This is a genomic window from Bacillus sp. FSL K6-2841 (assembly GCF_037976435.1).
GTDB lineage: Bacteria > Bacillota > Bacilli > Bacillales > Bacillaceae > Bacillus > Bacillus pumilus.
On sequence record NZ_CP150266.1, the window covers coordinates 1,759,599 to 1,785,806 of the forward strand.

The 26,208-nt window shown below is 38.8% G+C and carries 35 protein-coding genes; 16 read left to right on the forward strand and 19 right to left on the reverse strand.

What is annotated here, in order from left to right; all coding sequences use genetic code 11:
- The first annotated feature begins 75 nt into the window (after window positions 1-75).
- Window positions 76-294, forward strand: coding sequence for a YneF family protein (locus MHH68_RS08725; RefSeq protein WP_003212379.1), 219 nt, complete (start codon window positions 76-78; stop codon window positions 292-294).
- A gap of 263 nt (window positions 295-557) precedes the next feature.
- Here the strand turns inward: MHH68_RS08725 and MHH68_RS08730 are convergent, their stop codons facing one another.
- Complete coding sequence (locus MHH68_RS08730; RefSeq protein ID WP_008343814.1) at window positions 558-725, reverse strand: aspartyl-phosphate phosphatase Spo0E family protein; 168 nt, start codon at window positions 723-725, stop codon at window positions 558-560.
- A 214-nt stretch (window positions 726-939) separates the two neighbouring features.
- On the opposite strand from MHH68_RS08730, the gene MHH68_RS08735 reads away from it, so the two are divergent.
- Window positions 940-1,647, forward strand: a complete 708-nt coding sequence (locus MHH68_RS08735; protein ID WP_058015664.1) for a cytochrome c biogenesis protein CcdA — start codon at window positions 940-942, stop codon at window positions 1,645-1,647.
- Between the two features lie 94 nt (window positions 1,648-1,741).
- Window positions 1,742-2,224 (forward strand): CcdC protein domain-containing protein, encoded by a 483-nt coding sequence (locus tag MHH68_RS08740; protein ID WP_339165745.1) that lies wholly within the window; start codon window positions 1,742-1,744, stop codon window positions 2,222-2,224.
- Between the two features lie 75 nt (window positions 2,225-2,299).
- On the opposite strand, the gene MHH68_RS08745 is transcribed toward MHH68_RS08740, so the two are convergent.
- The 4 genes from MHH68_RS08745 to sspO form a co-directional block, all read right to left on the reverse strand.
- Window positions 2,300-2,728, reverse strand: a complete 429-nt coding sequence (locus tag MHH68_RS08745) for a DUF2621 domain-containing protein (RefSeq protein ID WP_044141405.1) — start codon at window positions 2,726-2,728, stop codon at window positions 2,300-2,302.
- Window positions 2,729-2,989: 261 nt separating this feature from the next.
- Window positions 2,990-3,391: an Hsp20/alpha crystallin family protein gene (locus MHH68_RS08750; RefSeq protein ID WP_144462009.1), complete on the reverse strand. Its 402-nt coding sequence runs from the start codon at window positions 3,389-3,391 to the stop codon at window positions 2,990-2,992.
- Between the two features lie 102 nt (window positions 3,392-3,493).
- A complete protein-coding gene (locus MHH68_RS08755) occupies window positions 3,494-3,640 on the reverse strand; it encodes a small acid-soluble spore protein P (RefSeq protein ID WP_012010105.1) in 147 nt (48 codons plus the stop codon).
- A gap of 16 nt (window positions 3,641-3,656) precedes the next feature.
- Complete coding sequence (sspO, locus tag MHH68_RS08760) at window positions 3,657-3,803, reverse strand: small acid-soluble spore protein O (protein ID WP_339165746.1); 147 nt, start codon at window positions 3,801-3,803, stop codon at window positions 3,657-3,659.
- Window positions 3,804-4,023: 220 nt separating this feature from the next.
- Between sspO and acnA the strand changes: the two genes are divergently transcribed.
- From acnA to MHH68_RS08795, 7 genes are all read left to right on the forward strand, one after another.
- Window positions 4,024-6,753, forward strand: a complete 2,730-nt coding sequence (acnA, locus tag MHH68_RS08765) for an aconitate hydratase AcnA (RefSeq protein ID WP_061407953.1) — start codon at window positions 4,024-4,026, stop codon at window positions 6,751-6,753.
- A gap of 72 nt (window positions 6,754-6,825) precedes the next feature.
- Window positions 6,826-7,329 carry a TlpA disulfide reductase family protein gene (locus MHH68_RS08770; protein ID WP_058015659.1) on the forward strand — a complete coding sequence of 168 codons (504 nt, stop codon included), beginning with the start codon at window positions 6,826-6,828 and terminating at the stop codon, window positions 7,327-7,329.
- Between the two features lie 71 nt (window positions 7,330-7,400).
- Window positions 7,401-7,526 carry an FbpB family small basic protein gene (locus tag MHH68_RS08775; RefSeq protein WP_003211002.1) on the forward strand — a complete coding sequence of 42 codons (126 nt, stop codon included), beginning with the start codon at window positions 7,401-7,403 and terminating at the stop codon, window positions 7,524-7,526.
- A gap of 51 nt (window positions 7,527-7,577) precedes the next feature.
- Entirely contained in the window at window positions 7,578-7,721 is a 144-nt protein-coding gene (locus MHH68_RS08780; protein ID WP_008357830.1) for an acid-soluble spore protein N, read from the forward strand.
- A 13-nt stretch (window positions 7,722-7,734) separates the two neighbouring features.
- Window positions 7,735-7,977, forward strand: coding sequence for a small acid-soluble spore protein Tlp (tlp, locus tag MHH68_RS08785; protein WP_058015658.1), 243 nt, complete (start codon window positions 7,735-7,737; stop codon window positions 7,975-7,977).
- A 103-nt stretch (window positions 7,978-8,080) separates the two neighbouring features.
- Window positions 8,081-8,503 carry a thioesterase family protein gene (locus MHH68_RS08790; protein ID WP_339165747.1) on the forward strand — a complete coding sequence of 141 codons (423 nt, stop codon included), beginning with the start codon at window positions 8,081-8,083 and terminating at the stop codon, window positions 8,501-8,503.
- A 3-nt stretch (window positions 8,504-8,506) separates the two neighbouring features.
- The gene (locus MHH68_RS08795; protein WP_058015657.1) at window positions 8,507-8,818 is read left to right on the forward strand and encodes a hypothetical protein; all 312 of its coding nucleotides are present in this window, start codon (window positions 8,507-8,509) and stop codon (window positions 8,816-8,818) included.
- A 39-nt stretch (window positions 8,819-8,857) separates the two neighbouring features.
- Here MHH68_RS08795 and MHH68_RS08800 read toward each other — a convergent pair whose 3' ends face one another.
- Together MHH68_RS08800 and plsY are read right to left on the reverse strand one after the other, a co-directional pair.
- The gene (locus MHH68_RS08800) at window positions 8,858-9,145 is read right to left on the reverse strand and encodes a HesB/YadR/YfhF family protein (protein WP_003210876.1); all 288 of its coding nucleotides are present in this window, start codon (window positions 9,143-9,145) and stop codon (window positions 8,858-8,860) included.
- Between the two features lie 102 nt (window positions 9,146-9,247).
- Window positions 9,248-9,829, reverse strand: coding sequence for a glycerol-3-phosphate 1-O-acyltransferase PlsY (plsY, locus tag MHH68_RS08805; protein WP_058015656.1), 582 nt, complete (start codon window positions 9,827-9,829; stop codon window positions 9,248-9,250).
- A 154-nt stretch (window positions 9,830-9,983) separates the two neighbouring features.
- Between plsY and MHH68_RS08810 the strand changes: the two genes are divergently transcribed.
- The 3 genes from MHH68_RS08810 to parC all read left to right on the forward strand — a co-directional run bounded on the left by MHH68_RS08810 (window position 9,984) and on the right by parC (window position 15,221).
- Window positions 9,984-10,397, forward strand: coding sequence for a CoA-binding protein (locus MHH68_RS08810; RefSeq protein ID WP_339165748.1), 414 nt, complete (start codon window positions 9,984-9,986; stop codon window positions 10,395-10,397).
- 415 nt (window positions 10,398-10,812) lie between these two features.
- Window positions 10,813-12,780: a DNA topoisomerase IV subunit B gene (parE, locus tag MHH68_RS08815; protein ID WP_012010116.1), complete on the forward strand. Its 1,968-nt coding sequence runs from the start codon at window positions 10,813-10,815 to the stop codon at window positions 12,778-12,780.
- A gap of 2 nt (window positions 12,781-12,782) precedes the next feature.
- Window positions 12,783-15,221: a DNA topoisomerase IV subunit A gene (gene parC / locus MHH68_RS08820; RefSeq protein WP_306012186.1), complete on the forward strand. Its 2,439-nt coding sequence runs from the start codon at window positions 12,783-12,785 to the stop codon at window positions 15,219-15,221.
- A 56-nt stretch (window positions 15,222-15,277) separates the two neighbouring features.
- On the opposite strand, the gene MHH68_RS08825 is transcribed toward parC, so the two are convergent.
- The 3 genes from MHH68_RS08825 to MHH68_RS08835 all read right to left on the reverse strand — a co-directional run bounded on the left by MHH68_RS08825 (window position 15,278) and on the right by MHH68_RS08835 (window position 17,153).
- A complete protein-coding gene (locus MHH68_RS08825) occupies window positions 15,278-15,403 on the reverse strand; it encodes a hypothetical protein (RefSeq protein ID WP_008343787.1) in 126 nt (41 codons plus the stop codon).
- Between the two features lie 42 nt (window positions 15,404-15,445).
- Entirely contained in the window at window positions 15,446-15,781 is a 336-nt protein-coding gene (locus MHH68_RS08830; protein WP_169056588.1) for a hypothetical protein, read from the reverse strand.
- 193 nt (window positions 15,782-15,974) lie between these two features.
- The gene (locus tag MHH68_RS08835; protein ID WP_339165749.1) at window positions 15,975-17,153 is read right to left on the reverse strand and encodes an MFS transporter; all 1,179 of its coding nucleotides are present in this window, start codon (window positions 17,151-17,153) and stop codon (window positions 15,975-15,977) included.
- Window positions 17,154-17,359: 206 nt separating this feature from the next.
- Here MHH68_RS08835 and MHH68_RS08840 point away from each other — a divergent pair, with 206 nt between their 5' ends.
- Window positions 17,360-17,494, forward strand: a complete 135-nt coding sequence (locus MHH68_RS08840; RefSeq protein WP_339165750.1) for a hypothetical protein — start codon at window positions 17,360-17,362, stop codon at window positions 17,492-17,494.
- Between the two features lie 495 nt (window positions 17,495-17,989).
- Here MHH68_RS08840 and arsC read toward each other — a convergent pair whose 3' ends face one another.
- The 7 genes from arsC to MHH68_RS08875 form a co-directional block, all read right to left on the reverse strand.
- Complete coding sequence (gene arsC, locus MHH68_RS08845) at window positions 17,990-18,409, reverse strand: arsenate reductase (thioredoxin) (RefSeq protein WP_169056590.1); 420 nt, start codon at window positions 18,407-18,409, stop codon at window positions 17,990-17,992.
- 14 nt (window positions 18,410-18,423) lie between these two features.
- Window positions 18,424-19,722, reverse strand: a complete 1,299-nt coding sequence (locus tag MHH68_RS08850) for an arsenic transporter (protein WP_306012189.1) — start codon at window positions 19,720-19,722, stop codon at window positions 18,424-18,426.
- A gap of 12 nt (window positions 19,723-19,734) precedes the next feature.
- On the reverse strand, window positions 19,735-20,049 hold the full coding sequence (locus tag MHH68_RS08855) for a metalloregulator ArsR/SmtB family transcription factor (protein ID WP_169056670.1): 315 nt from the start codon (window positions 20,047-20,049) through the stop codon (window positions 19,735-19,737).
- A 647-nt stretch (window positions 20,050-20,696) separates the two neighbouring features.
- Entirely contained in the window at window positions 20,697-21,155 is a 459-nt protein-coding gene (locus MHH68_RS08860; protein WP_339165751.1) for a VOC family protein, read from the reverse strand.
- Window positions 21,156-21,356: 201 nt separating this feature from the next.
- Window positions 21,357-22,070 (reverse strand): DsbA family oxidoreductase, encoded by a 714-nt coding sequence (locus MHH68_RS08865; protein ID WP_169056593.1) that lies wholly within the window; start codon window positions 22,068-22,070, stop codon window positions 21,357-21,359.
- An 88-nt stretch (window positions 22,071-22,158) separates the two neighbouring features.
- Window positions 22,159-22,779 (reverse strand): NAD(P)H-dependent oxidoreductase, encoded by a 621-nt coding sequence (locus MHH68_RS08870; protein WP_339165752.1) that lies wholly within the window; start codon window positions 22,777-22,779, stop codon window positions 22,159-22,161.
- 154 nt (window positions 22,780-22,933) lie between these two features.
- Window positions 22,934-23,578, reverse strand: a complete 645-nt coding sequence (locus MHH68_RS08875; protein ID WP_058015646.1) for an NAD(P)H-binding protein — start codon at window positions 23,576-23,578, stop codon at window positions 22,934-22,936.
- Window positions 23,579-23,804: 226 nt separating this feature from the next.
- Between MHH68_RS08875 and MHH68_RS08880 the strand changes: the two genes are divergently transcribed.
- A complete protein-coding gene (locus MHH68_RS08880; RefSeq protein ID WP_339165753.1) occupies window positions 23,805-24,392 on the forward strand; it encodes a TetR/AcrR family transcriptional regulator in 588 nt (195 codons plus the stop codon).
- A 277-nt stretch (window positions 24,393-24,669) separates the two neighbouring features.
- Here the strand turns inward: MHH68_RS08880 and MHH68_RS08885 are convergent, their stop codons facing one another.
- Window positions 24,670-25,251, reverse strand: coding sequence for an NAD(P)H-dependent oxidoreductase (locus MHH68_RS08885; protein WP_339165754.1), 582 nt, complete (start codon window positions 25,249-25,251; stop codon window positions 24,670-24,672).
- Window positions 25,252-25,374: 123 nt separating this feature from the next.
- On the opposite strand from MHH68_RS08885, the gene MHH68_RS08890 reads away from it, so the two are divergent.
- Window positions 25,375-25,719 (forward strand): helix-turn-helix domain-containing protein, encoded by a 345-nt coding sequence (locus MHH68_RS08890; RefSeq protein WP_339165755.1) that lies wholly within the window; start codon window positions 25,375-25,377, stop codon window positions 25,717-25,719.
- A gap of 178 nt (window positions 25,720-25,897) precedes the next feature.
- Here MHH68_RS08890 and MHH68_RS08895 read toward each other — a convergent pair whose 3' ends face one another.
- Window positions 25,898-26,122 carry a hypothetical protein gene (locus MHH68_RS08895; RefSeq protein WP_339165756.1) on the reverse strand — a complete coding sequence of 75 codons (225 nt, stop codon included), beginning with the start codon at window positions 26,120-26,122 and terminating at the stop codon, window positions 25,898-25,900.
- Window positions 26,123-26,208: the final 86 nt, after the last annotated feature.

The window sequence follows — 26,208 nt, forward strand, 5'->3', positions numbered from 1 at the left end:
ATTGAACGTGAAATGTTGTATAATAGCCTTTTGTTTAGTACACTTTATACGAGACAACATGAAGGAGGAAGAATTATGGATTTATGGGTTGTCATCCTTGTAGGCGTTGTTGCACTGCTTGCAGGAGTTGCACTCGGATTCTTTATTGCTCGTAAGTATATGATGAGCTACTTGAAAAAGAATCCACCAATTAATGAACAAATGCTTCGAATGATGATGATGCAAATGGGCATGAAACCGTCCCAGAAGAAAATCAATCAAATGATGAAAGCCATGAACAACCAAGCGAAATAATACGTACGATATTATGATCATAGATGGAACATGGTTATAAAGAATGGACAAGCGTTTGTCCTTTCTTTATTGAATTCACCTTCATCAGACGCTTTAAAACCACTGTACTTGCCTAAATGAAGCAGGGAAGGTGGTTTTTATTTTGGCTTCAGCTTCCTGCTAAAAAACAAAAACCCCTGTTATCAGAGGTTTTTGTTTCGTTTATGGTCACACATATCAACTGTTCTAAAAATCGTGTAGCATGATAATATCATGAGATATGATTAGTTGGCTGAGTTTGAGTGTAAGTGTCGTTGATATTGTAAGAGGAGATGATCTAGCTGCTGGCTATGTTCGATGGTCACTGTGGATGTCATGCCATTGTGCAAGACAACTTTCATCAGCTCTTCTCTTTTTTCTTCGATTTGAGTTAATAATGATGTTTTTACCAAAGTCATGTTCCTTTCATGCAAATCTTGATAAAAAGAATCGATTCTATTATATCCATTTTAAGGTTTATTTTCAAATTTAAAGGATTCGTTATCTTGATGTCAAATTAAATTATATAAGGTTTTAAGAGAATAGACCATCTTTATTGAGAGGATGTAAAAAAAATGAAATGATTTTGTCATCTCTTATTGTATATTGTAAGAAGGGGGTGCTCTTTTGACAGATTTGAATTTCTTTTTAGCTTTTGGAGCAGGGTTTCTTTCTTTTATCTCACCATGCTGTCTGCCGCTTTATCCAGCCTTTTTATCGTATATTACGGGCGTTAGTATGGATGAAGTGAAATCTGAGAAGGTGATGCTGAGAAGAAGAAGTCTACTTCATACTTTATTCTTTTTAGTTGGGTTCTCTATTATCTTTATTGCGATTGGCTTTGGGACATCGTTTGTTGGGAAGTTTTTTGATGATTACCATCAAGCGATTCGCCAGGTTGGAGCCATTCTCATTATTTTCTTTGGCTTTATGACGCTTGGCGTATTTCAGCCTTCTTTCCTCATGGGCGAAAAGAGAATGCAGTTCAAAAACCGACCAGCTGGTTTTTTTGGGTCAATTCTCATCGGAATGGGCTTTGCCGCTGGATGGACACCTTGCACAGGACCTATTTTATCTGCCGTTATCGCACTTGCTAGTAACAATCCAGAGTCGGCTGTGCCTTATATGATTACATATGTCCTTGGATTTGCCGTCCCATTTTTTATTCTATCTTTCTTCATTACGAAAATGGCATGGATCAGAAAGCGTCAGCAGCTTATCATGAAAATTGGCGGGATCATTATGATTGTGGTAGGGATATTGCTGTTCTTTGATCTTCTCACATGGATTATCATCATGTTCTCATCCTTGTTTGGCGGATTTACAGGCTTTTGAAATCGTTTTCTACAGTCGCGGCGAATGGTTTTTTTTCGTCAATTGGAGTATATTATACATAGGCTGACCTTAAAGAATAAAGGAATGATTAGATATGATGGTCATAATTTCTTCTATAATTGCGATATGTATGGCGGTAGCCGTCATGTTTATTCGCATTAAGTCATCTGCAAAACCGGCAACTGCGAAAAAAATTATATTGCCTCCTATTTTCATGAGCACTGGTGCATTGATGTTTTTTGTTCCTATGTTTCGAGTAACTGGGGCTGAATTTCTTGAAGCGATCACAGTGGGGATGTTTTTCTCCATCTTTTTAATCAAAACATCGAAGTTTGAAATTAGAGGGAATGAGATTTACTTAAAGCGGTCAAAAGCATTTGTGTTTATTCTTATTGGACTCCTTGTTCTTCGTATTGGAATGAAGACAATCCTGAGTTCTTCTATTGATTATGGTTCTCTAAGCGGAATGTTTTGGATACTTGCCTTTGGCATGATTGTGCCTTGGCGAGTTGCCATGTATTTGTCGTTTAGAAAGATGTCTAAGCAATTAGATCCGCAGCAGGTTCAAATGAATTAAATTCAAATTGTTGAAAAAGGGCTAAATCTTTATTTTAGCCCTTTTTCTTCTCTGAACCTCTTTTTTAAAAGGAGGTTATTTTAATAATGCTTCATATGGCGTATGATCGATGTTTTTTTCTTGAAGGCGCTTCAATAAAAACTTATGATCACGCTTTGGTGTAGCGATAATATAGCCGCGAATGATTAAGTCTAAATTAATGCTGGCAGCTTGTTCTTTTAAAGCCAGCTCGCCAATTTTTCCTGCAATTTTTTCTTTGGCGACATCTCTAAACAGCTCTGGAACAGGTAATACAAGTTCATTTAAAAGCTGTTTGTCTTCTTCCCGCCATAGGTGGAGGCTCTTTTGAATATATTCATCCTGCCAATCAAGCTCTGATTTCCCATCTTCCTTTGGCAATCGTTTTAAAAATTTGCGAAACATAAAAAAGCCACCGATTGCGAGTAATCCGATCATCACTGTACCCCAAAATAAAATGAACCACAAAAACCAGCCGCTTAACATGTTCTCACTCCTTATACCCCTTGTCTCTCTATCTTATTTTACATGAAGAAATGATAGAAGAAAATAACAAAAATGTATGTCTCTTATCTCTATGAACGCCTTTTTTCATTCATAACTGCCCATTTACTAGAAAGACCCAAACCATCTAGTAGAAAAAGAATACATTATCATATAGCGACTCTACTATTTGGCCATGGTGGTTCGCAAAAGGTATTGACTTGACACGAACGGAAGAGAGCCCACCTAAATGAAGGTGGGCTCTTAATGTTTGAAGTGCGGGACTTGAAAGGAAAATGCACCGTTTGGATGGTCAGAACTTTTTTTAATCCTTATCGAAATGATTCGGTTTTCGTATTCTGTTTCAATCTCTTTGTCGTTCAAATAAAAAGGGAGCATGACACTTTTTTCAATTGGCTGTTCGCCTTTATCATTTGGCTTTTGTACTGTGTAAGCGAGAGTGAGCTCATATCCAGCGAAGGTTAGTTTTACATCAGTGATCGATAGGGTGGAGACATCGATTTCGATAATATAATCACGGCTTGTTTCATAAAGATCAATTGGGAGGTGTTCATCATACCAGGCAAATGGATCATCCATTAAAACATTGAGCCAATCGTCTATTTCAAGAAAATCAGAGGAATTCGATTGCTTTTCATTCTCCATAAACACTCCTCCATCACATCTCATAATAAATCATATGATGAAAATGGAAATGTGTGAAAGACCTAAAACATCCCGTTTTGCTACGGGATAAGAGGAGAATGTTTACATATCGTGATGAGAATTGTGTTTTTGTCTTGTATGGTTGCGGTTTTTTACTTTTTTACTGCCTGATAATGGCTCAGGCTGTCCGCTTTGATGTTCCTTAGGCGAGTTTTGACGGATGTCTTTTCCTGTGTTTTTATTCGTCATGATGCTTGCTCCTTTCTTATTGGTTTTTTTTGCGTTTTTTATTGTTTTGTCTTTGTTCTTCTGTTAAAACGAGTTGATCTTCTTCAATATAGCCTGCACCATTTCCTTGGCTTTTGGCTGCGTTCATGCCATTAATAACATGATTTGCTTTGCGTTTTGTCATGTTCTATCACCTCATTTGTAGTATGAGCCCGCTCCGCTTCGTTTATGAAGAGTAATCATTTCCTAATGATAAGTTAAACTTATTGAATTTAATAAAAGCATTGTTATTTACTTATGTATGAATTTGTTTTAAGATGAAATTGTGAGAAAATTGTGGTGAAATACGACGATTTTTCTGAGAATTGAAATTGATCTTGATCATCAAAAGGGGGATTTTGGACATGTCGAAACAGCAGCAAGTCGCTAAACAAGACGCTTTTCAATCTAGAAAAACGTTTTCGACAAATGGGAAAACGTATCACTATTATTCGTTAGAAGCACTAGAGAAACAAGGAATTGGAAATGTTTCTAAGCTGCCTTATTCCATTAAGGTACTTTTAGAATCAGTGCTTCGCCAAGTAGACGGTAGAGTGATCAAGAAGGAACACGTTGAAAACTTGGCAAAATGGGGAACTGCCGAGGTAAAAGAAATTGATGTTCCATTTAAACCTTCTCGTGTTATTTTACAAGACTTCACCGGTGTACCAGCCGTCGTTGACCTTGCTTCTTTAAGAAAAGCAATGGCAGATGTAGGTGGGGATCCGGATAAAATCAACCCTGAAATTCCAGTTGACCTTGTCATTGACCACTCAGTACAAGTTGATAAAGCTGGAACTGAAGATGCATTAAACATTAACATGGATTTAGAATTCGAACGTAACGCAGAGCGTTATAACTTCCTTAGCTGGGCAAAGAAAGCGTTTAATAATTATCAAGCTGTTCCGCCTGCAACAGGGATTGTTCACCAAGTAAACTTAGAGTACCTTGCAAGTGTTGTTCATGCGATTGAAGAAGATGGCGAGATCATCACTTACCCAGATACATTGGTCGGTACTGACTCTCATACAACCATGATCAACGGGATCGGCGTACTTGGATGGGGCGTTGGCGGTATTGAAGCGGAAGCTGGAATGCTCGGTCAGCCTTCATACTTCCCAGTACCAGAAGTCATTGGTGCTAAATTAGTTGGAGAGCTTCCAAACGGAACGACTGCAACTGACCTCGCACTAAAAGTGACACAAGTTCTGCGTGAAAAAGGCGTAGTGAACAAATTCGTTGAATTCTTCGGACCTGGAGTTGCACAGCTGCCGTTAGCGGATCGTGCAACGATTGCAAACATGGCGCCTGAATACGGTGCTACTTGCGGATTCTTCCCAGTAGATGAGGAAGCTCTTGCTTACCTTCGCCTTACTGGACGTGATGAAGAGCAAATTAATATCGTTGAAGAATATTCTCGCGCAAATGGCTTATTCTATACGCCAGATGCAGAAGAGCCAATTTTTACGGATATTGTGGAAATTGATCTTTCTCAAATTGAATCAAACTTATCTGGTCCAAAGCGTCCACAAGATTTGATTCCACTTTCTAAAATGAAAGAAACGTTCCATCAGCACATTGAAAGCCCAGCTGGTAACCAAGGGTTTGGCTTAGAAAAATCAGAGCTGGATAAACAAATTGAATTTGATCTAGCAAATGGTGAAAAAGCTGTGATGAAGACAGGTGCGATTGCGATTGCAGCGATTACGAGCTGTACGAATACATCGAACCCATACGTCTTAATCGGAGCAGGTCTTGTTGCGAAGAAAGCAAGTGAGCTTGGCATGAAGGTGCCAAACTACGTGAAAACGTCACTAGCGCCAGGTTCTAAGGTTGTAACAGGATACCTCGTGAACTCAGGACTTCTTCCATACTTAAGAGACCTCGGATTTAACATCGTTGGGTATGGCTGTACAACTTGTATCGGAAACTCAGGACCGCTTGCACAAGAAATTGAGGATGCTGTCTCTGAAAATGATCTGCTGATCACTTCTGTTTTATCAGGTAACCGTAACTTTGAAGGACGTATCCATCCACTTGTAAAAGGAAACTACCTTGCATCTCCACCATTAGTTGTGGCGTATGCACTTGCTGGTACGGTGAATATCGATTTAACAAAAGACCCTATCGGTGTCGATAAAAATGGTGAGAACGTTTATTTCAATGACATTTGGCCATCAATGGACGAAATCAACAGCGTCGTCAAAAGCACTGTCACACCTGAACTCTTCCGTTCAGAGTATGAAACTGTTTTTGACAACAATGACCGCTGGAATGAAATTAAAACGACGGATGATGCATTGTACAAATGGGATGAAAATTCCACATACATTGATAACCCGCCATTCTTTGAAAACCTATCAGTTGAACCTGGTAAGGTTGAACCGCTTAAAGGCTTGCGTGTCGTTGCGAAATTTGGTGACTCTGTCACAACGGACCATATTTCTCCTGCTGGAGCGATTGGTAAGGATACACCGGCGGGCAAATACTTGCAAGAAAGAGGCGTGTCGCCTAGAGACTTTAACTCATACGGATCTCGCCGTGGTAACCACCATGTCATGATGAGAGGTACTTTTGCAAACATCCGTATTAAGAACCAAATTGCACCAGGAACAGAAGGCGGATATACAACCTACTGGCCAACTGGTGAAGTGACATCCATTTATGATGCATGCATGCGTTATAAAGAAGATGGAACAGGTCTTGCGATCTTAGCAGGTAAAGACTACGGAATGGGTTCTTCACGTGACTGGGCTGCAAAAGGAACAAATCTTCTTGGAATTAAATTTGTTCTAGCTGAAAGCTTTGAGCGTATCCATAGAAGTAACCTTGTCTTCATGGGCGTACTTCCTTTACAGTTTAAAGACGGAGAAAGTGCAGAAACTCATGGTCTAACAGGAACAGAAACATTTGAAGTTCATGTTGACGAAACAGTTCGTCCGCGTGATCTCGTCACTGTGAAAGCAATTGACACAGATGGCAATGAGAAAACATTTGAAGTGGTTGTTCGTTTTGATAGTGAAGTCGAAATTGACTACTATCGTCATGGCGGTATCCTTCAAATGGTACTTCGTGAAAAATTGGCAAGCAACTAATACTCATACAGCAAAGAAGAGAAGGCGCCTAGACAGCTTTCTCTTCTTTTTTAAAATAGTGGAGGATCAATCATGTGGAAAAAAGGAATGGCAAGCGCTGTTTTACTTGTGTTGATTGGTTTACTTGTGTGGAATTTACTTGAACCAAAAGAGCCCGCAATCGGTCTTGAAAAAGGGGATCAAGCCCCTGATTTTGAACTTAAAACCCTAGATGGTCAAACGGCTTCATTATCTGATTACCAAGGGAAAAAGGTGCTCGTCAATTTTTGGGCGACATGGTGTAAGCCATGCAGGACAGAAATGCCGGATCTAGACGCAATTAGAAGCGAATACGATCAGGTCGAAGTACTTGCAGTGAATTTAACGACCACTGAAAAAAGTGAAGATCATGTTGCAGCTTTTGCAGATGAATTAAAGCTGAGCTTTCCTATTTTATTGGATCAAAAAGGCATTCAAGCACGATATCAGGTGCTTTCATACCCCACGACATACATATTAGATGAAAAAGGACGTATCATGTCTGTGAAGCATCAAATGCTGACAAAAAAAGAAATTGAGCAAGAGCTGGATCTATAATGATTCAGCTTTTTTGCTTATTTTCTAAATGTTTTGGCGAAAATGAAATACAAACACTGGAGGTGAGTACAATGAGAAGAAGAAAACGCCGTACATTTGAAGAGCTTGTACTTGAAAATAAAAAAGAATTATTAAGCAATGAGGAATTTTTAAACCAGCTTGAAGAAAAGTTGGAAGAGCGTTTTAGACAGAAATAAGTTATGAATTATCCTTTTTCGTTCATCCTAAAGAAGAGGGAGGGATGAATGATGGGTAGAGAGCATGATAAACAAGCGCAGTTTACACCAGACCATTTAGGGACAAAACCTGTAGCATACAAACGCAATAAAGGTAAAAAGATGCATAATAAATCAAATGAACAGCCTGATGTGATCCAGACGAAAGGCGAATAAGGAGGGTATTAAGATGAATGAAAAGTCATATCAATCCAATCCAGATGATCGTTCTGATAATGTTGAAAAGCTGCAAGATATGATCGAAAACACCCTTGATCATATCGATGAATCTGAAGCAGCGATGGCCCTTTCGACAGATCAAGAAAAACAGATGATCAAGCAAAAAAATGAAAATCGAAAAATGAGCATTGATGCCATGCGTTCTGAGATCAAGGACGAAGAAGCAGCAAGAAAAAATGGCTATACTGAATAAACCAGGGATTCCTGGTTTATTTTATTGCCTCCTTTTAGAAGAACCATTTCGATTGTGGTAAAATGGCAGAGACCTTAGGTTTTGATAGGAGAGCGATGAAAACGTGTATGTATCTAAAAAAGAAATAGAAGTCCGTTATGCAGAAACAGACCAAATGGGCATCGTGTATCATGCGAATTATTTAATCTGGATGGAAGTCGGCAGAACAGCCCTGATTAAAGAATTAGGATTTTCCTATGCGCAGTTAGAAGCAGATGGTGCTCTTGCACCCGTTATAGATTTGCAAGTGAAATATAAAAAACCACTCCTGTATGGTGAAACAGCGACCGTGTATACTTGGATTGAAGAATACAATGGACTCAAAACGGTGTATGGCTACGAAATTCAAAAGCCTGATGGGCAAACAGCGATTACAGGGACAACCTCGCATATTTGCGTAGATAAAGACACCTTTAGACCTATTCAATTTAGAAAAGCATTTCCTGCCTGGCACAAAGTATATGAACAGTCGAAGAAGCAGGTTTAATTCATGGCGTTTGGTATTAAAAGAAGCGATTTAAATGCGTGGAAATCAGCTGTTCAGCAAGGAGAAATGGCCTTTTTAACCCATTATTGGCTTGATGACCGTTTCCCGCATGCTAATACAGTCACTAAAGCAGCCTGTCAGGATATGAAGCAATTAATTGAGTGGGGAGAAAAACATGGACTCAAAAAAGAATGGATTCACGACCGCGCAGGGTTTCCTCACTTTGACTTGATCGGTGAACCGCAAAAAAGAATCCTTCAAAAGGAGCGGTCTTTAGGAAACATTCAGGAGTATGGGTTATATATTGAAGGATAAAACAAAAAAGATACCCGAGGGATGAGGTATCTTTTTTGTTTATTCATAATGGAATTCTGGTTCTTTTACAGACTCGTTATAATCAATATGCAGATCATGGTTGTCAAAATACCAAATATCACTTTCTTCTACAAAGAAAGTAATACCTTCTATTTCAGCGGTTGCGCCGGCATTTTGAGGTTCATCTTTTGCGACGCCGAGAGAAAAGCCTTTTTGTACATTACTGCACCCGCCATATCTCACAAAAAAGCGAACTTGATCACCTTTTTCTAAATCTAATTCATCCTTGTACCAATTGAGTGCATCTTCTTTAATCGTTAATTTCAATGTGATCGCCCCTTTTTTGAAGTCATGCTGTTTTTTAAAAATGCAGGATGCAAAAAAACAGCTTTTCTTTACTTTTACCACAGAATGAAACTTATGAAACGGCTAGAGCCATTTGATTTTCGGTTCAGTTTTGTTGAGGATTCGTTTGAGGTTAGCGATGTGTCTGTAGATCACAAAACCAGCAAGAACGGCAACAACAATGATTAAGAATACGTCTTTGGTGAATATGCTGTAAATGAATGTATAGATGCCGGTCAGCATAGATGATAATGAAACATATTTACTAATGTATAAAAATAAGAAAAAAGCAGCGATCATCGTGATAAATAAGAATGGGGCATAAAATAATAACACGCCGCCAGATGTAGCGACTGCTTTTCCCCCTTTAAACTTTGCAAAGATAGGAAAGCTGTGACCGATAACAGCAGCAACCCCCGCTAATAAGGGATGAATGTCCAGTTGCATGAAAAACGGTAAAGCAGAAGCGAGAGTCCCCTTTAAAATATCAGCAGAAATAACAATAGACCCTGCTTTTACGCCAAGCGTACGAAATGCATTCGTTGCACCTAGGTTTCCGCTGCCATGTTCACGGATATCAATACCCTTTGCAGCTTTCCCGACAATGAGACCGGATGGAATACTGCCGAGAAGATAAGCCAAAATAAACATCAAAGCAATTAACATCTGCATAACTCCTTTATATTCTCCCTCTTGTCTTACATTTTAACATGATCTTATGAAAAACATGGGGATCTTTTTTTGAAAAAATCAAATGCAGATGGATTCAGCTTTGTTTTTAAGCAGAAGTTCGCTAAAATAGAGGAAAAGGGGTGTTTGGATGAATCATTCTTCGAAACAAGAAATTGGCCGTATTTTAAAGAGCAGTAAACGAATTGCTGTTGTTGGATTATCAGATCAGCCGCACCGAACGTCTTATATGGTGTCTAAAGCAATGCAGGATGCCGGTTATGAGATCATTCCGGTGAATCCAACGATCGATGAAGCACTTGGTGTGAAAGCAGTCGCTTCACTAAAAGAGATCAAAGAGCCTGTTGATATCGTCAATGTGTTTAGACGTTCAGAGTTTTTACCCGAGGTGGCAGAAGAATTTCTTGAAATAGACGCACCTGTTTTTTGGGCGCAGCAAGGCATTTATCACGAAGAAGCGAAAAGGCTGATTGAGGAAAATGGCAAGGTTGCCATCATGGATTTATGTATCAAGGTGGCTCATGCAATGACAAAAACTCATTAAATCGTCAAAAATCCTTGGTTTTCAAGGATTTTTGCTTTTTTGTTGCAGAAATATATTTGCGATTCTAGAAGAAAGCGATAAAATAAGGCGACAGGGACATATCGGTGATCTTGCATATCAAGAAAAAGAGCGATAAGATAAAGATAGAACATTTGTTCTGTTTTGTGAAAATCATCATATGATTGCATTTGGCTTATCAAACAGTCTTGTTTATAATGGACTTCTAGTTCTCATTGCAGAATGTAGAACATTCTCATAGCCGTGCAATGGAGCATGTTTTTTTGAACCACACATGCATGGTGATGATGCAGCTTATTAAAGTGGACAGTAATGAGCAGCATGATCATCATTAAAATCTAAAGAGATCATTTGATGGTTTGCCGGTTATGTTTGTTAGTGAAAGGGGATTAAGCATTTGGTTAAAAAGCAGCAAGTAGATTATAACGATGATTCTATTCAGGTGCTAGAGGGACTTGAAGCGGTCCGTAAACGTCCAGGGATGTATATTGGGTCAACGGATTCACGCGGTCTTCATCACCTTGTCTATGAGATTGTAGACAACTCTGTCGATGAAGTACTCGCTGGCCATGGAGATCATATCGTTGTCAAAATACATAAAGATAACAGCATTTCCGTCCAGGATAAAGGACGCGGGATGCCTACTGGTATGCATAAGCTTGGAAAACCGACACCTGAGATCATTTTAACGGTCCTTCACGCAGGCGGAAAATTTGGTCAAGGCGGATATAAAACAAGTGGTGGGCTTCACGGAGTTGGGGCATCTGTTGTAAACGCGCTGTCAGAGTGGCTCACTGTCACAATTGAACGTGATGGCTATATATATCATCAGCGGTTTGAAAACGGCGGAAAACCTGTGACGTCACTTGAAAAAGTCGGAAAAACGAAAAAAACGGGAACACTGATTCATTTTAAACCAGATCGATCGATGTTCAGCGTTACAACCTATAATTTTGATACGTTATCAGAACGTTTAAGAGAATCTGCCTTTTTATTAAAAGGATTAAAAATAGAGCTGATTGATGAACGACATGATGTACAAGAAACCTTTTATTATGAGACGGGCATTGAAGCCTTCGTTGCTTATTTAAATGAAGAAAAAGATGTTCTGAGTGAAGTGGTCTCATTTGAAGGAGAGCATCAATCCATCGAAGTAGACTTTGCTTTTCAATTCAATGACGGCTACTCGGAAAATATTCTTTCTTTCGTCAATAACGTGAGAACAAAAGATGGCGGTACGCATGAGTCTGGTGCCAAAACGGCGATGACGAGAGCCTTTAATGAATATGCGCGCAAAGTAGCTCTTTTAAAAGAAAAAGACAAAAATTTAGAAGGCACTGATATTCGCGAAGGGCTGTCTGCTATTATTTCTGTCAGAATTCCTGAAGAACTGCTTCAATTTGAAGGACAGACAAAAGGAAAGCTTGGGACAAGTGAGGCTCGCTCCGCTGTTGATGCTGTTATTTCTGAAAAGCTGGCTTATTTCCTTGAAGAAAACCGGGAAACAGCCACTCTTCTTGTGAGAAAAGCGATTAAAGCGCAGCAGGCAAGAGAAGCTGCTAGAAGAGCACGTGAAGAAGCAAGGAGCGGCAAGAAACGGAAAAAGTCCGAAGCAACACTGAGCGGAAAATTAACACCTGCTCAATCTAGAAACCCGGCAAGAAACGAATTGTACCTAGTAGAGGGCGACTCAGCGGGCGGGTCAGCAAAACAAGGACGTGACCGTAAATTCCAAGCGGTGCTGCCGCTTCGTGGAAAGGTCATTAACACAGAAAAAGCAAAACTTGCTGATATTTTCAAAAATGAAGAAATCAACACCATTATTCATGCGATCGGTGGAGGCGTCGGTGTCGATTTTAATGTAGAAGACATCAATTATGACAAAATCGTGATCATGACAGATGCTGACACAGATGGAGCCCATATTCAAGTGCTTCTGCTAACGTTCTTCTACCGCTATATGAAACCGCTGATTGAGCATGGCAAAGTGTTTATTGCACTACCGCCTTTATATAAAGTCAGCAAAGGCTCAGGGAAAAAAGAAGTGATTGAGTACGCATGGTCTGATGAAGAAATGGATGACGTACTGAAGAAAGTTGGAAAAGGGTACACGATTCAGCGTTATAAAGGTTTAGGTGAAATGAACGCCGACCAGCTATGGGAAACGACAATGAATCCAGAATCGAGAACACTTGTCAGAGTCAAAATCGACGATGCTGCACGAGTGGAACGCCGCGTCACGACATTAATGGGTGACAAAGTAGAGCCACGCCGTAAATGGATTGAAAAGAATGTCGCCTTTGGACTTGATGAGGAAAGTAACATTCTTGAAAATGAAAACTTGTCGCTAGCTGAGGAGGTTTAAACATGGCACAACAAGAACGATTTCATGATTTACCATTAGAAGAAGTAATCGGAGACCGGTTTGGTCGCTATAGTAAATATATAATCCAAGACCGTGCGCTTCCAGATGCGCGAGATGGACTAAAGCCTGTACAACGAAGAATTTTATATGCGATGTACGCAGAAGGAAACACGCAAGATAAAAACTTCCGTAAAGCAGCGAAAACAGTCGGAAACGTGATTGGTAACTATCATCCGCACGGTGACTCATCTGTTTATGAAGCGATGGTGAGAATGAGTCAGGATTGGAAAGTACGGAATGTGCTCATTGAGATGCATGGAAATAACGGGAGTATTGATGGTGATCCGCCTGCTGCTATGCGTTATACAGAAGCAAGGCTATCTGCGATTGCTTCAGAGCTATTAAAGGACTTAGACAAGGAAACCGTCGAATTTGTCGCAAACTTTGATGATACAAGCAAGGAGCCCGTTGTTTTACCAGCGATGTTCCCAAACCTTCTTGTGAATGGGTCAACAGGTATTTCTGCTGGTTATGCTACTGATATCCCGCCGCATCATCTAGGAGAAGTGATTGATGGTGTCATTAAACGAATCGAACAGCCTCATTGTACGGTTGAGGACTTGATGACGGTCATCAAAGGTCCTGATTTCCCAACAGGTGGTATCATTCAAGGGGTAGACGGCATTAAGAAGGCCTATGAAACAGGCAAAGGAAAGATCATGATTCGCGGAAAAGCGGAGATCGAAACCATCCGCGGCGGGCGCCAGCAAATCGTGATCACAGAAATTCCTTATGAAGTGAATAAAGCCAACCTTGTCAAAAAGATGGACGAGTTCCGAATTGAAAGAAAAGTGGAAGGAATTTCAGAAGTTCGAGACGAGACTGATCGGACTGGGCTTCGAATCGTAGTAGAGCTGAAAAAAGAAGCAGATGCAAATGGTGTTTTGAATTTCTTATATAAAAACTCAGATCTGCAAATTCCATATAACTTTAATATGGTGGCGATACATAATCGTAGACCAACCTTAATGACGCTGACAACTATACTTGATGCATATATTGCCCATCAAAAAGAAGTGGTGACGAACCGCTCAGCATATGAGCTTCGAAAAGCGAAGGAACGCCACCATATTGTAGATGGATTAATTAAGGCGTTATCCATCTTGGATGAAGTCATTGCCACAATCCGCTCCTCTAATGATAAGCGAGATGCGAAAAACAACTTGATGGAGAAATATGACTTTACAGAAGCACAATCAGAAGCGATTGTTTCCCTCCAGTTATATCGTTTAACGAATACGGATATTACGCAATTAAGAGACGAAGCGAGTGAGCTTGATGTGCGTATAGCAGAACTTGAAGACATTTTAGGTAATGAGAAAAAGCTGCTTAAGGTCATTACAAACAGTTTGAAAAAGCTCAAAAAGACATATGCTGATGAGAGACGATCTGTCATTGAGGAAAAAATCGAAGAAATTAAGATTAATCTAGAAGTGATGATTGCCTCAGAGGATGTTTACGTCACGGTGACGAAGGATGGATACATCAAACGGACAAGCCAGCGCTCCTATGCTGCTTCTAACGGTAAGGACTTTGGCATGAAGGATACAGACCGCCTGATTCATCAGTTTGAAATGAATACAACGGATGTCCTCTTACTATTCACGAATAAAGGGAGCTACATTTATTGTCCAGTGCATCAGCTGCCAGACATACGCTGGAAAGACATGGGGCAGCATATTACGAATATCATTTCGATTGATCGTGATGAATCCATCCAAAAAGCCATTCCAATTAAAGAATTTGATGAAACATCGTATCTGCTGTTCTTTACAAAGGGCGGAATGGTGAAGAAAACAGAGCTTCTTCAATATAAAGCGCAGCGCTATTCAAAACCACTTGTCGCCTTGAACCTAAAAGGGGACGATGAACTTGTGGATGTCCATGTGACAACAGGACAGCAGGAATTGTTTATTGCGACGAAAAATGGTTATGGATTGTGGTTTGATGAAGAAGAAGTAAGTGTTGTTGGTCCAAGAGCGGCTGGTGTTAAAGGCATCAATTTGAAGGATGGGGACGAAGTAGTCTCTGGCCAGATCATTGATCCGAAAAACGATGTCCTCGTGCTGACGACGCAAAGAGGGGCTGTGAAGCGAATGAACCTCTCTGAATTTGATAAAACATCTAGAGCCAAACGCGGAGTTCTAATGCTTAGAGAATTAAAGAAAAATCCGCATCGTATTGTGTCTGTCATCGCTGCATCACTGCACGATACACTTGAGATTGATACAGAGAAGGGTGCAACGATTCCGCTTGAGATCTCTACTCTGAGAGCGAATGATCGCTATAGCAATGGATCATTTATTGTAGATGAGGAAGAGCAGGGAGAAGTAACGCATGTCCTTGTCACACCTCAAACTGCACCAGATGACAATAAATAAGCAAACGAAAACCCCCTGCGATGAGCAGGGGGTTCTTTTATATACAGGTCTTTGTCTTAGCTCTCGTGGTTGCCAAACATGCTTGTAATGGCGTGCACTACTTCAATTCCTTGGTAGACGAAAAGAGAAAGTGAAGTGACAGAGAATAGACCTAGAATGAATACTCTTAAGAAAAATAACATCGTGTAAAACCTCCCAATTTTGTTTTGATTTAGATGGTTGGGTTAAACACGAGATAGTCGGAAATAAGAAGATTGATAGAACACTGCAAGTAAATGCTTCTTTTTCCGGTCATATTGATCAGTATGAGTGATGCGTGCAAATCCAGCTGTCATACTGCCAATTATCAGCAGTACTGTAAATGCGGCAAATACTGCGCTCACATGTTTTTGTTTCTTTTCATCGCCCATGGTCTGAGCGATTTTCATCTCATGTGATTCTTGATCGGCAACCACCTTTGCATGGTGGTATACCTGAACGGAATGAGGCATTGAGAACAAATGAAAACTTGCGAGTGCTATGAATAAGACAGCTAATTTTAGCAGCATATTTTTTTTCATTTATCTCACCCCTTCCTGTTTATTTTCATGATCTTACCACGTTTTCTGTTATTTGAAAAGTCTTATTTTTTTACTTTCCCTCTTTAAAAAAGCGATAAACATCAGGACATTTATAGGACTGTTTCACTTCATGAAAGGTTTCAATTTTATTTTTTAATTTAAAAAAAGTGCCATGATCGAGGATCAGACACTTTTAGTGAACTTGTGATGTATGCGGTTTTGCGACAGCTTTTGTAAAGATTCCCGCAATACATATGGCGAATAAAACAAAAATAAAGGCATGAAGCAGTCCTACTTGATTGGCAAGCAGCCCTAATATAGGCGGACCAGAAAGAGAGGCGGTGTAACCTGATAAGGTCACAATGCTGACGCGTTTCACGGCGTACCGGCTATCATCACCAGCTGCAGAAATAGTTAACGGGAAGCCTAAAGAAGCCCCAAGTCCCCATAAAAAGATCGATATCATACATACCACAAGTGAAATCTTTAAAATGACCAAAAATAGTCCAGCAGCAGCTGATACAATCGCAACTCTTAGCAATAACACCCTGCCGAAACGGTCAATCAAACGTCCGCTGATTAATCTGCCACTAATCATCCCGCATAAAAATAATGCATAGATGACTGTACTCATGGAATGTGAAACCTGGTAGCCATCTACCATTGCAAGTGGAATCCAATCATTAGCAGACCCTTCGACAAACGCAAGACATAAGGCGATCATGGCAAGAGAGACGGTTCGTTTATTCAGCCACGGCGTTTGAGTATTATCTATTGTATCTGACTGCGACTGCTCCTCATGCTGATCCATTCCAGTCCCGTGCGGAATAAACCGGGTACAAATGAAGATGCTGAGAAAGAAAAGAAGGGCAATGACAAGTAAGTGATTCAACACAGAGACCCCTAGATGGATAAAAAGAATGCCAGCTCCTGCTCCAATTAAAGTACCAATGCTAAAGGAAGCGTGCAATATAGGCAAAATGGTTTTCTTGATTCTGTATTCAATTTCTGTCCCTTCTAGGTTCATCGCCACATTGCACATACCTGAACCTGCTCCAAAAAGAAATAGCCCGGCCGTGACGACAAAGATAGAAGAGAGGGTTGAACCAACAGCAAGAGTGGTGAATCCAAGAAACATCAAAAAAGCACTAATCACAATCGCCACTCGTCCGCCTTTTTTTCGAACAAATACATTTGAAAGAACAAGCCCAACAATTGAACCAACGGATAAACCGAGTAAAATGAGTCCCATCGTTCCTGTATTGGCTTGTAATAAATCTCTCACTTCTGGTGTCCGTGAAAACCATGTAGAGATGGAAATACCAGACATCGTGAAAATGATGATGATTGCTCTATACCATTTTAATTCCATATAATCCCTCACATTTAAAGATGTATCTGTTACTGAACAAATCTACTCGATTATAAATGAGACGGGTCTATTCGTAAATAACCTGAGGCAGGGACAGGGGCAATTTTAGGCAAAAGAAATCATACTTTCCCAATTCTTCTGAGGAGAAGGTAAAATAAACATAAAGGTGATGTATCAGGATAAATAGAAGGAGAGAGGACTAAAATATGAAAAGTGAAAAGGAAAAAACGATCCAAGGAGAACATTATGTATCTAGCGGCCAAACCTTGATCGCAGATCGAGAAAGAGCAAGACAATTGCCTTTGCATACATACCAGCAAACCAATCAGCCAGAAAAGTGAACATCCATTTTAAAGGAATTATTAGACGCTTGCGGAAATGATGTCGTTTTCGAAGGAAAGCTTTAGTGCGATTACGGGTACAATATCGAGGTTGGCGAGCATTTTTTTGCGAATTCTGACGCGGTGTTATTAGACGTATGCAAAATTACCATTGGAAAACATTTGGATTGGCGTTGGCGCTATTATTAATCTAGGTGTCACGATTGGCGACAATATTTGGCGAATATCGTTGGATGTGGATTTTTTCTTTTTCGTCTCAATAAGATAAGTATACTTAGATTTGAGACGAAAAAATTGTATTCGTTGTTCAACTTCCTAGAATATATATTATGTAAACTAATAAATAAAGATATAGGCTGACCCCCCAACTGGTAGCCCCTTCACATTAATTCCGTAATCAATTGAATGGTTATGTCTTATCTATTAATTAATGCAAAAAAAGAGAGCCTTTAACTTGGCCCTCTTCATTAATTGTATTTGTCTCAAACTTAGCACCTATTTCTCAGTCTCAGCAAACTGTTTCAATCGATCTCCAATTTCATCTCTTACCCTTTGGAAAAATGCCCATTTCTCTTCTTCTGTTCCTTCTGCTTTTGCTGGATCATCAAAGCCCCAATGGACACGTTCGACATGAGGAGGAGTCATCGGGCATTTATCAGCTGCATCACCGCATAGTGTTACGACTAAATCAGCGTGATGCAATATCTTGTGATCAATCAGGTCAGACGTTTGATTAGATATATCAATCCCTATTTCTTTCATTGCTTTTACAGCATTCGGATTTAATCCATGAGCTTCAATACCAGCGCTATAGACCTTCCACTCATCTCCAAGATGTTTTTTAGCCCAACCTTCAGCCATTTGACTGCGGCAAGAATTACCGGTACATAAAAAGTATATTGTTTTCTTTGACATGTTGATTGTCTCCTTTAATGTATAATCATTAGCCAGAAATACAGCGCTAAAAGTGTGATGAATAGTGTTGGTACAGTTAAAATGACCCCTATTTTGAAATATGTGCCCCAGGAAATCTTCACTCCTTTTTGAGAAAGGACGTGGAGCCACAGCAGTGTTGCTAAGGAGCCAATGGGCGTAATTTTTGGTCCTAAATCAGAGCCAATGACATTTGCGTATATTAACGCTTCTCTCATCATTCCTTGTGTATCGGTGCCGGATATGGCTAATGCATCGATCATGACCGTCGGCATATTATTCATGACAGATGAAAGAATTGCTGCGATAAATCCCATACCAAGAGTCCCTGCCAATAAACCTTGATCTGCTACAGCTTGAATCACGCTTGAAAGAGCATCAGTAAGCCCTGCATTTCGCATGCCGTAGACAACAACGTACATACCTATGGAAAAGAAAACGATCGCCCATGGTGCTTCTTTTAGTACGCTTTTTGTTTGAACAGCAGGGCTTTTTTGTGCAAGGATTAAGAAAAAAATGGCAATCACACCCGCTATGAACGATACAGGTATAGATAAAAATTCGCTTGTAAAATAACCAATCAACAAAAAAGCTAATATATACCATGATAATCTAAACATCTTTGGATCTTTTATTGCTTCATTAGGTTGCTTTAACTCAGTCATATCATAGCGTTTAGGTATACTTTTTCTAAAGAAAAGGTACAGCACAGTGATACTCGCAAGCAATGAAAAAAGGTTTGGAACAACCATTCTGGTTGCATATTCAATAAATGTAATGTTAAAATAGTCGGCTGTTACAATGTTCACTAAATTACTTACGACAAGAGGAAGCGAAGTTGTATCTGCAATAAACCCACTTGCGATAATAAAAGGGAATACAATTTTTTCATTGAAGTGTAATGCTCTGACCATGGCTAAAACAATGGGTGTCAAAATAAGTGCTGCCCCATCGTTTGCAAATAAAGCAGCGACGATTGCACCAAGGATGGTCACATACACAAACATACGTAGCCCACTGCCTTTTGCAGCCTTTGCCATATGCAATGCTGCCCATTCAAAAAAGCCGATTCGATCAAGGATGAGTGAAATGATGATAATGGCGACAAAAGCTAAAGTCGCATTCCAAACGATGCCTGTCACGGTGATTACATCGTCAACATTCACAACACCTACGATTAATGCTAAAATAGCCCCTCCACATGCGGACCACCCTATGGATAAATTTTTTGGCTGCCAAATAACCAATACCAAAGTGAACAGAAATATAAGTAACGATAAAACGGCAAAACTCAAACTCATCCCTCCTTACGAACAAGAAATGTTTGTTGCTTTATGTTGTATACTTTTTAAAAGGTCATCTTCTTTATCAATTTGATTTAAGATGATCCGAATCGTCTCAAATTCTGGAGACAGTGAATTGATTGAATAATAACGCCACTGCCCTTTTCTGTTCTCATGAACAAATCCAGCTTTTTTTAATTTTCGTAAATGCTGACTAATAGCTGGCTGACTCATTTCGAACATATCTACCAATTCACACACACAATATTCTTTCTCCAAAAACAATTTCATCATGATCAGTCTTGTTTGATCACTGAGTGTTTTTAAACAATTCGACATATGTGTCACACCAATTGAAACATCTGCAGTCACAATGATTACCCCCTCTTTTCAAAAATTGGTGACGGTCGTGTTATTAACTCCTCCAACAGTATATAACTGAAAGCTTATATAATCAATTGATTATATGATTTCAAACAAAAATTGATTCGTGTGAAAATGATTGATTTACTTCAAATGAAACCACATATTTATTTAAATAGCCCAGTTCTCCATATTGGCAAAAAAGGTGTTGATAACCCTAACCCAATAAATGCTGAAGGGATTATGACAGAAAATGAAAAAAGAGTGGCTGATCGAATGGCATTCCTGATATTTTAAATCGCGGATCTGACTCAGTATCAGCATTAAACAGTTGCAGCAGTTGGCAGTGGGCATTCTGCTGTTAACACTTAGCTCGAGCTGCCAAAGCTAAAAGAGACATCAAAAAGCACAGAAATGATATGGATTTTAAGAAAGCAGGATATTAGTGAGGTATTAAGAGGAGAAAACAATGATCAATTGCCTGCAAGAGGTCAATTAGATGGAAAGGACCCTTCTTTGTGTCCTTTGATCAGAAGGTGAAAGAGGGTCCATTAATAAAGATACAGTTATTGTTTCGACTAATTAAAGGACCCTTGTTCTTGTCTTGGTACAAATCAGATAGCTCATAAAGGTTTTTGGGGTAATTCCATTATTTGAATCTCCATCCCCCATGAAGTTGTGATATAGAAAAATCCAAGAGGGCTCAGCTCTCTAACTTTAACATCAGGCTGTTCTGCAAAATATTTTAAAGCCTCTTCTATACTGGTCACTGTAATAGCTAGATGAGCTACACCGATATCACTGGGTTTTAGGTGAACATTCTGTTGATCTGGATCTGGCGTCGACCATTGAACCAGTTCGATCTTTCTACCGCCATATTGCAAAAATGCCGCCCCTTCTACAACTGAATGTTCGTGAACCCCAAAGTATCTCTTTAAACTATCGTCTTCAAACTGCATCCGTCCTGGCCGGAACAAGACTTCAAAACCCAAAATATTAGTGAAGAAATCAACTGCTACTTCGATATCGGGTACTACAAATCCTGAATGCTCGATTGTGCCTTGGAAAATTGTATTTTTCATATCGCTAAACCCCTTTGATTTTTTGGAAGTAAATGATTCATGATAAAGTGGTATTTAAAGCAGCTATATCACACGAGCACCAATTAGGTTCAATACAAGTCAAGTAATGTTGGCACTATTACAAGATTTAGAACAACAATACCTGAGCCTTGAAATACTATAATATTCTTTTGTGATTTCTGAATCTTTTTTGAATATCCATTAAAATTTACATGTTCCATCTGAACAATCATCATCGAGCGACGACTCTGATTTATGCTCTTCAACCTTAGAGTTCGCATACTCTTCTTTCCAAACCTGTTGTAATGTTTCTAAAAATACTTCACTAGGCTGTGCTCCTGAGATGCCATATTTATCATTCACTACGTAAAAGGGCACGCCCTGAATCCCAATTTTTGATCCCTCGGCTCTATCAGCTGCAATATTCTCGCTATATTTATCATTTGCTAAAACATCCAAGGCTTCGTTGCCATCAAGACCTATCTCACTTGTAAGTTGAGCAAGTGTTGCATGGTCACCGATATCTAGTGAATCCGTGAGATGAGCTTTCATCATACGCTCCATAAACTCCTGTATCTTCCCTTTCTCTTTTGCATAATAAGAAAGACGAAGTGCATCATATGAATTCGTAGGAATCAATGTATCAAATTGATAATCTAACCCAACCTCTTTTGCTTTCTGTTTCAATTGATTGTTTCTTGCTTTTGCTTTTTCATATGGAATACCATGCTTGGAAGATGCTACTTGATGGATATCCATTCCTGTATTTTTTTTTGCATATGGATCTAATTGAAAATGACGAAATAAGACTTCGACCTCTTCTTTATGTTCAAACTGTTCTAACCCTATTTCAAATTGACGTTTGCCAATATAACAAAACGGACAAACAAAATCAGACCAAATTTCTACTTTCATCATATGTTCCCCCTTTATGATTTTGATGAATGTGCGAGGGGGATTATGTTAATAACATCTTTTTAACTAATCCCACCAAAGCTCTTTTTTAAAAAGTTCGTGCTGCCGCTTTTGCCTTTTCAATTGCTGCAGCAACAACTTCTTCTTTCTTAGTTGGATCATAGTCAATACCTTCAACAAAAATCGTTGGTTCCACTTCAATTCCAACAAACTTTAGCGCACCTCTTACGTAAGATTCGGAATGTTCCATTCCAATTACCTGTGAATAAAATCCTCCCATTCCATGAATATGGATTGCTTTTTTCCCTTTCATCAATCCTTCTGGACCTTCTGATGTATATTTAAACGTTTTTCCAGCACTCATGATTGTATCAAAATAGGCTTTTAATAAGGGTTGGATTCCTAAATTCCACATTGAAGACTGAATGATGTATTTATCTGCTTCCATAAATTGCTTTGTGAATGCATTCACTGCTTCTATTTTTTGTGCTTCAACATCTGTTAGCACTTCCCCACTTCTTAACTTCTTTTGTCCAGTTAAAAAATCAGCATCGATTAATGGCACATTTGCATAATAGACATCTACCTCAATTATTTCATCCGTTGGATTTACTTCCTGGTATTCATTGATAAATGCTCTAGCAACTTGCGTACTTCTTGATTGTTCCTCACTTTGAGGTGTTCCTTTAACAAATAATACTTTTGACATGATCATTTCCCCTTTATGATTTTGATGAATGTTTTTTGTTCCTAAACATTTTTTGAATACTTATTAAAAGAATTTACACGTTTCATCTAAACAATATTTTCGCTATGATTCCTATAATTTCTGCTGGATCAACAACCTCACACAAAAAACTGATTTAATTATTATAGACAATGGGCATTTTTCCGATTAATTGGCTTTGCCTAGCTGCGTCATACATGAGTTTAGCGACATTTTCTCTAGATACGGACATTTTAGCTGGCTGATCGCCGAATGAATAACCGTAAGATTGCCCGTTGTATTTGATATTAGGATTAATGATTCGAACGACTGTCCAATCTAGGTTTGATTGTTTAATCAGTTCTCCTATCTTCTTCATTTCGGCATAACCATTTGGCATGAGAAGTTTAGGCAATATTCTCGGCAATATCGTCGATAAGCTTTTCTTATCGTCCTCAGATTGCAAGGCTGGCGTTGCGAGTGTAATCAATCTTTTTTTGGTGAACTTCTTCATCGCTTTGACAATCCGTTTATGTCCGTCGGCGATCGGTGTACCTTTTCGTTTTCGCGACAAATCAATGCCGGGGCCTAAGGTGCTTAACACGACATCAGCTTCTGAAACTGCCGTTTCAATGGCTGAAGTGTTCGTTAGTTCACCCGTTACAATGCGTAAATTCGAATGCTTTCGCTTGATTTTCTCAGGGTTTCTAACATATACCGTAACGAAATCTCCATTTTCTAATGCAAATTGTGTTAAAAGTTGACCGATTGCACCAGTTGCCCCAAAAATAGTGATGTTCATGGTCTTCTATCTCCTTTTGTTATTCTGAATGATCACAATTATTTCCTTGATCAAAACTCTTTCGTAATAACATGTGTTATTTAAGCAACGCGCGTTGTATAATTGATGATAAGATGAAAAAGAATAATAAACAACAACCAAAATAGCCGATATGTTGTTTACGCAACACTTCTATATGTATTGTCGTTTTTAGACACGATGATGAACCCTAAAAGGAGAAGAAAAAATGATTATGCCAAAAAAAGATCCGAGAATACTTCGTACAAGACAATTGATTGTAGACTCTTTTCTTTCGTTAGCTAGTGAAAAAGATTTCAACCATATAACGGTACGTGATATCACAGAAAAGGCTACTATTAACCGCGCTACATTTTATGCGCACTTTGACGATAAATTTGATTTATTACATTCTACAATCACCAATACATTTACAGACAAATTGAAAAAAAGACTAAATGATCACGATGGATTCAATGAAAAAGTCATTGGAAATATTTTTCTAGCCATGTGTGATCACCATAAAGAGTTAAGCGAGCTATGTCCCAAAGGTTATAATTCTTTAGGAACTATTATAGAAAGTAAAATTAAAGAGGAGTTACAGAAACTAATAGCTGATCTTGTGCTAAAAGGAACTGAAAATACCATTGAATTAGAGGATAAACATTTGGTAACAACCCTATCTACTATGCTAAGTTGGGGGATATACGGAGCTGCATACACATGGAATAAGGATGGAAGACCTATTTCACCAGAAGAGCTAGTGGCTAAGACCCTGCCTATTTTTAGAAATGGTATGAGTAAGTATTTTCTTTAATGAATCGGAAATGATATGGATTTAAATAGTGGGGTATTTGGAGGAGAAAGCAATGATCAATTGCCCTGCAAGAGGTCAATTAGGTTTACTTTAAATAGTGGGATTCTTATACGGCTATTGTTTATCAGGTCATACAATGGATCTACATTTACCATCTAGTACAAGTCTATCCTTTTGTTTGTCTAAATCCCTCCTCTTTCAAATTTCAAAACTTCTACGACCTTCTCAATAAATTAAATCGGTCGTAGAAGCTGGGCCTTATTTGTTGTACTGTAAATCAAATATTCTGGGATATTTCTTTTAAAAATTGCTTTCTGTTTTCATCTGTTGTTAAGTTCACTCTAGAAAAATGAATCCATTTCGTGGATTCATTTTTCATTCCCAAATCAGCTAGAGTTCTGTTAATAAAAACGCTTTGAATGGCGTTTCCAGCTTCCGATTCAATATAATCCTTATCTGTTGTAGATGTTGAGATCACGGTTGTTTTTTTTATATTTGTCAATAAACCTTTCAAAGCACCAGTGTGTTGATCTTCCGTAAATGCGAAACCCCTTAACATCACTTTATCAATAAATCCTTTTAAAATAGCAGGTAAATCCCACCACCAGACAGGAAATATAAAAATCAATTCAGTTGACTGATTTAATTTCTCTTGATAATCCTTTACTAATTGATAAGGCGTTTCTCCTTTATGAAAATACTTCAATTCTTCAGCTGTAAACACAGGATTAAACTCATCTTTATATAAATCGATTACTTGAAATGGTTCTTGCTTTGTTTCTAGATTTTCTGTTATGGAAGTCAAAATGGCATGATTATAGCTTCCATCCCAAGGATGTGCATAGACAATCGTTTTCATTATTCATTCACCCTTTTTCTGAGTTTTGCATCATATTTTGATGTACATTCATTTTATTGTATGCTATAACATACTACAAGTACGGTAATCAAAGTGCGATACTAACCCAAAGGAGAGTGTGAAATGAATGAGGAGTCCTTCCAGACGAAAGCTGAGCTAAAAGATACTGGTTTTGGGTATACATTATCATTAATTGGCGGGAAATATAAAATGCCGGTTCTGTATGCTTTATATACTAACGGTGCTCCTGTTCGCTATAATCAGCTGAAACGTATGCTTGGAACAATTTCGTTTAAAACATTAACCAACACACTAAAAGAACTTGAAGCGGATCACTTAATTCATCGTAAAGAATTTCCTCAAGTGCCTCCAAAAGTAGAATATAGTTTATCTGAAAAGGGATTATCACTGATGCCTGTATTAGATGAGATATGTTATTGGGGAGAGGAACAAATGAAAAATAATTAGGTAGACTGGAAAGAAAGCTACTACGGTTTAACATGCTTTCTAAAGTAGCTTTCTTCTCATCTTATATCAATCCGATTGGCTCATTTTGTTGATGTGCTGACTCCATTCCTTCTGCCAGATAGAGAGCGTTCTTATTATCTATATCATCATCAGGCCAATTGTGAATCAGTTGACGCAATCAAACTGCAACGGTCTTACAAACATCTGGCATTAAGTAACTATCAGAATCCGAAAGATTCAGCAAAGGAATGATGTCATCTGTAAAGTTTTCAAATGGAATGTCCCCGTCAAAACCCTCCATATCATCTAAATTCATACCGATACATGCTGCTAACTTGCATCTAAAATCATGGAAGTCGGTGTAAAACCAATGTGCTTCGCAATGAGTAAAATCCAATCCCACGATTCATTCCTCCGTTTTCAAATTGTGATGGTCGATATTTTCAACATTTGCAAAAATTACTCCTGATTGATCATATAATAGGTCAA

Bases quoted from the DNA above. Each gene is read 5' to 3' on its own strand.
- MHH68_RS08835 (WP_339165749.1), bottom strand. From the start codon at position 17,153: ATGGAATTAAAATGGTATAGAGCAATCATCATCATTTTCACGATGTCT.
- MHH68_RS08755 (WP_012010105.1), bottom strand. From the start codon at position 3,640: ATGACGAATAAAAACACAGGAAAAGACATCCGTCAAAACTCGCCTAAG.
- sspO (WP_339165746.1), bottom strand. From the start codon at position 3,803: ATGACAAAACGCAAAGCAAATCATGTTATTAATGGCATGAACGCAGCC.
- MHH68_RS08865 (WP_169056593.1), bottom strand. From the start codon at position 22,070: ATGAAAGTAGAAATTTGGTCTGATTTTGTTTGTCCGTTTTGTTATATT.
- parC (WP_306012186.1), top strand. From the start codon at position 12,783: ATGGCACAACAAGAACGATTTCATGATTTACCATTAGAAGAAGTAATC.
- MHH68_RS08875 (WP_058015646.1), bottom strand. From the start codon at position 23,578: ATGAACATCACTATTTTTGGGGCAACTGGTGCAATCGGTCAACTTTTA.
- MHH68_RS08830 (WP_169056588.1), bottom strand. From the start codon at position 15,781: ATGAAAAAAAATATGCTGCTAAAATTAGCTGTCTTATTCATAGCACTC.
- arsC (WP_169056590.1), bottom strand. From the start codon at position 18,409: ATGTCAAAGAAAACAATATACTTTTTATGTACCGGTAATTCTTGCCGC.
- MHH68_RS08810 (WP_339165748.1), top strand. From the start codon at position 9,984: ATGAATCATTCTTCGAAACAAGAAATTGGCCGTATTTTAAAGAGCAGT.
- MHH68_RS08740 (WP_339165745.1), top strand. From the start codon at position 1,742: ATGATGGTCATAATTTCTTCTATAATTGCGATATGTATGGCGGTAGCC.
- MHH68_RS08840 (WP_339165750.1), top strand. From the start codon at position 17,360: ATGAAAAGTGAAAAGGAAAAAACGATCCAAGGAGAACATTATGTATCT.
- MHH68_RS08855 (WP_169056670.1), bottom strand. From the start codon at position 20,049: ATGTCGAATTGTTTAAAAACACTCAGTGATCAAACAAGACTGATCATG.
- MHH68_RS08825 (WP_008343787.1), bottom strand. From the start codon at position 15,403: ATGTTATTTTTCTTAAGAGTATTCATTCTAGGTCTATTCTCTGTCACT.
- MHH68_RS08775 (WP_003211002.1), top strand. From the start codon at position 7,401: ATGAGAAGAAGAAAACGCCGTACATTTGAAGAGCTTGTACTTGAAAAT.
- MHH68_RS08885 (WP_339165754.1), bottom strand. From the start codon at position 25,251: ATGAAAACGATTGTCTATGCACATCCTTGGGATGGAAGCTATAATCAT.
- MHH68_RS08780 (WP_008357830.1), top strand. From the start codon at position 7,578: ATGGGTAGAGAGCATGATAAACAAGCGCAGTTTACACCAGACCATTTA.
- MHH68_RS08870 (WP_339165752.1), bottom strand. From the start codon at position 22,779: ATGTCAAAAGTATTATTTGTTAAAGGAACACCTCAAAGTGAGGAACAA.
- MHH68_RS08795 (WP_058015657.1), top strand. From the start codon at position 8,507: ATGGCGTTTGGTATTAAAAGAAGCGATTTAAATGCGTGGAAATCAGCT.
- MHH68_RS08725 (WP_003212379.1), top strand. From the start codon at position 76: ATGGATTTATGGGTTGTCATCCTTGTAGGCGTTGTTGCACTGCTTGCA.
- MHH68_RS08745 (WP_044141405.1), bottom strand. From the start codon at position 2,728: ATGTTAAGCGGCTGGTTTTTGTGGTTCATTTTATTTTGGGGTACAGTG.
- acnA (WP_061407953.1), top strand. From the start codon at position 4,024: ATGTCGAAACAGCAGCAAGTCGCTAAACAAGACGCTTTTCAATCTAGA.
- plsY (WP_058015656.1), bottom strand. From the start codon at position 9,829: ATGTTAATTGCTTTGATGTTTATTTTGGCTTATCTTCTCGGCAGTATT.
- MHH68_RS08750 (WP_144462009.1), bottom strand. From the start codon at position 3,391: ATGGAGAATGAAAAGCAATCGAATTCCTCTGATTTTCTTGAAATAGAC.
- MHH68_RS08770 (WP_058015659.1), top strand. From the start codon at position 6,826: ATGTGGAAAAAAGGAATGGCAAGCGCTGTTTTACTTGTGTTGATTGGT.
- MHH68_RS08860 (WP_339165751.1), bottom strand. From the start codon at position 21,155: ATGAAAAATACAATTTTCCAAGGCACAATCGAGCATTCAGGATTTGTA.
- MHH68_RS08890 (WP_339165755.1), top strand. From the start codon at position 25,375: ATGAATGAGGAGTCCTTCCAGACGAAAGCTGAGCTAAAAGATACTGGT.
- tlp (WP_058015658.1), top strand. From the start codon at position 7,735: ATGAATGAAAAGTCATATCAATCCAATCCAGATGATCGTTCTGATAAT.
- MHH68_RS08880 (WP_339165753.1), top strand. From the start codon at position 23,805: ATGATTATGCCAAAAAAAGATCCGAGAATACTTCGTACAAGACAATTG.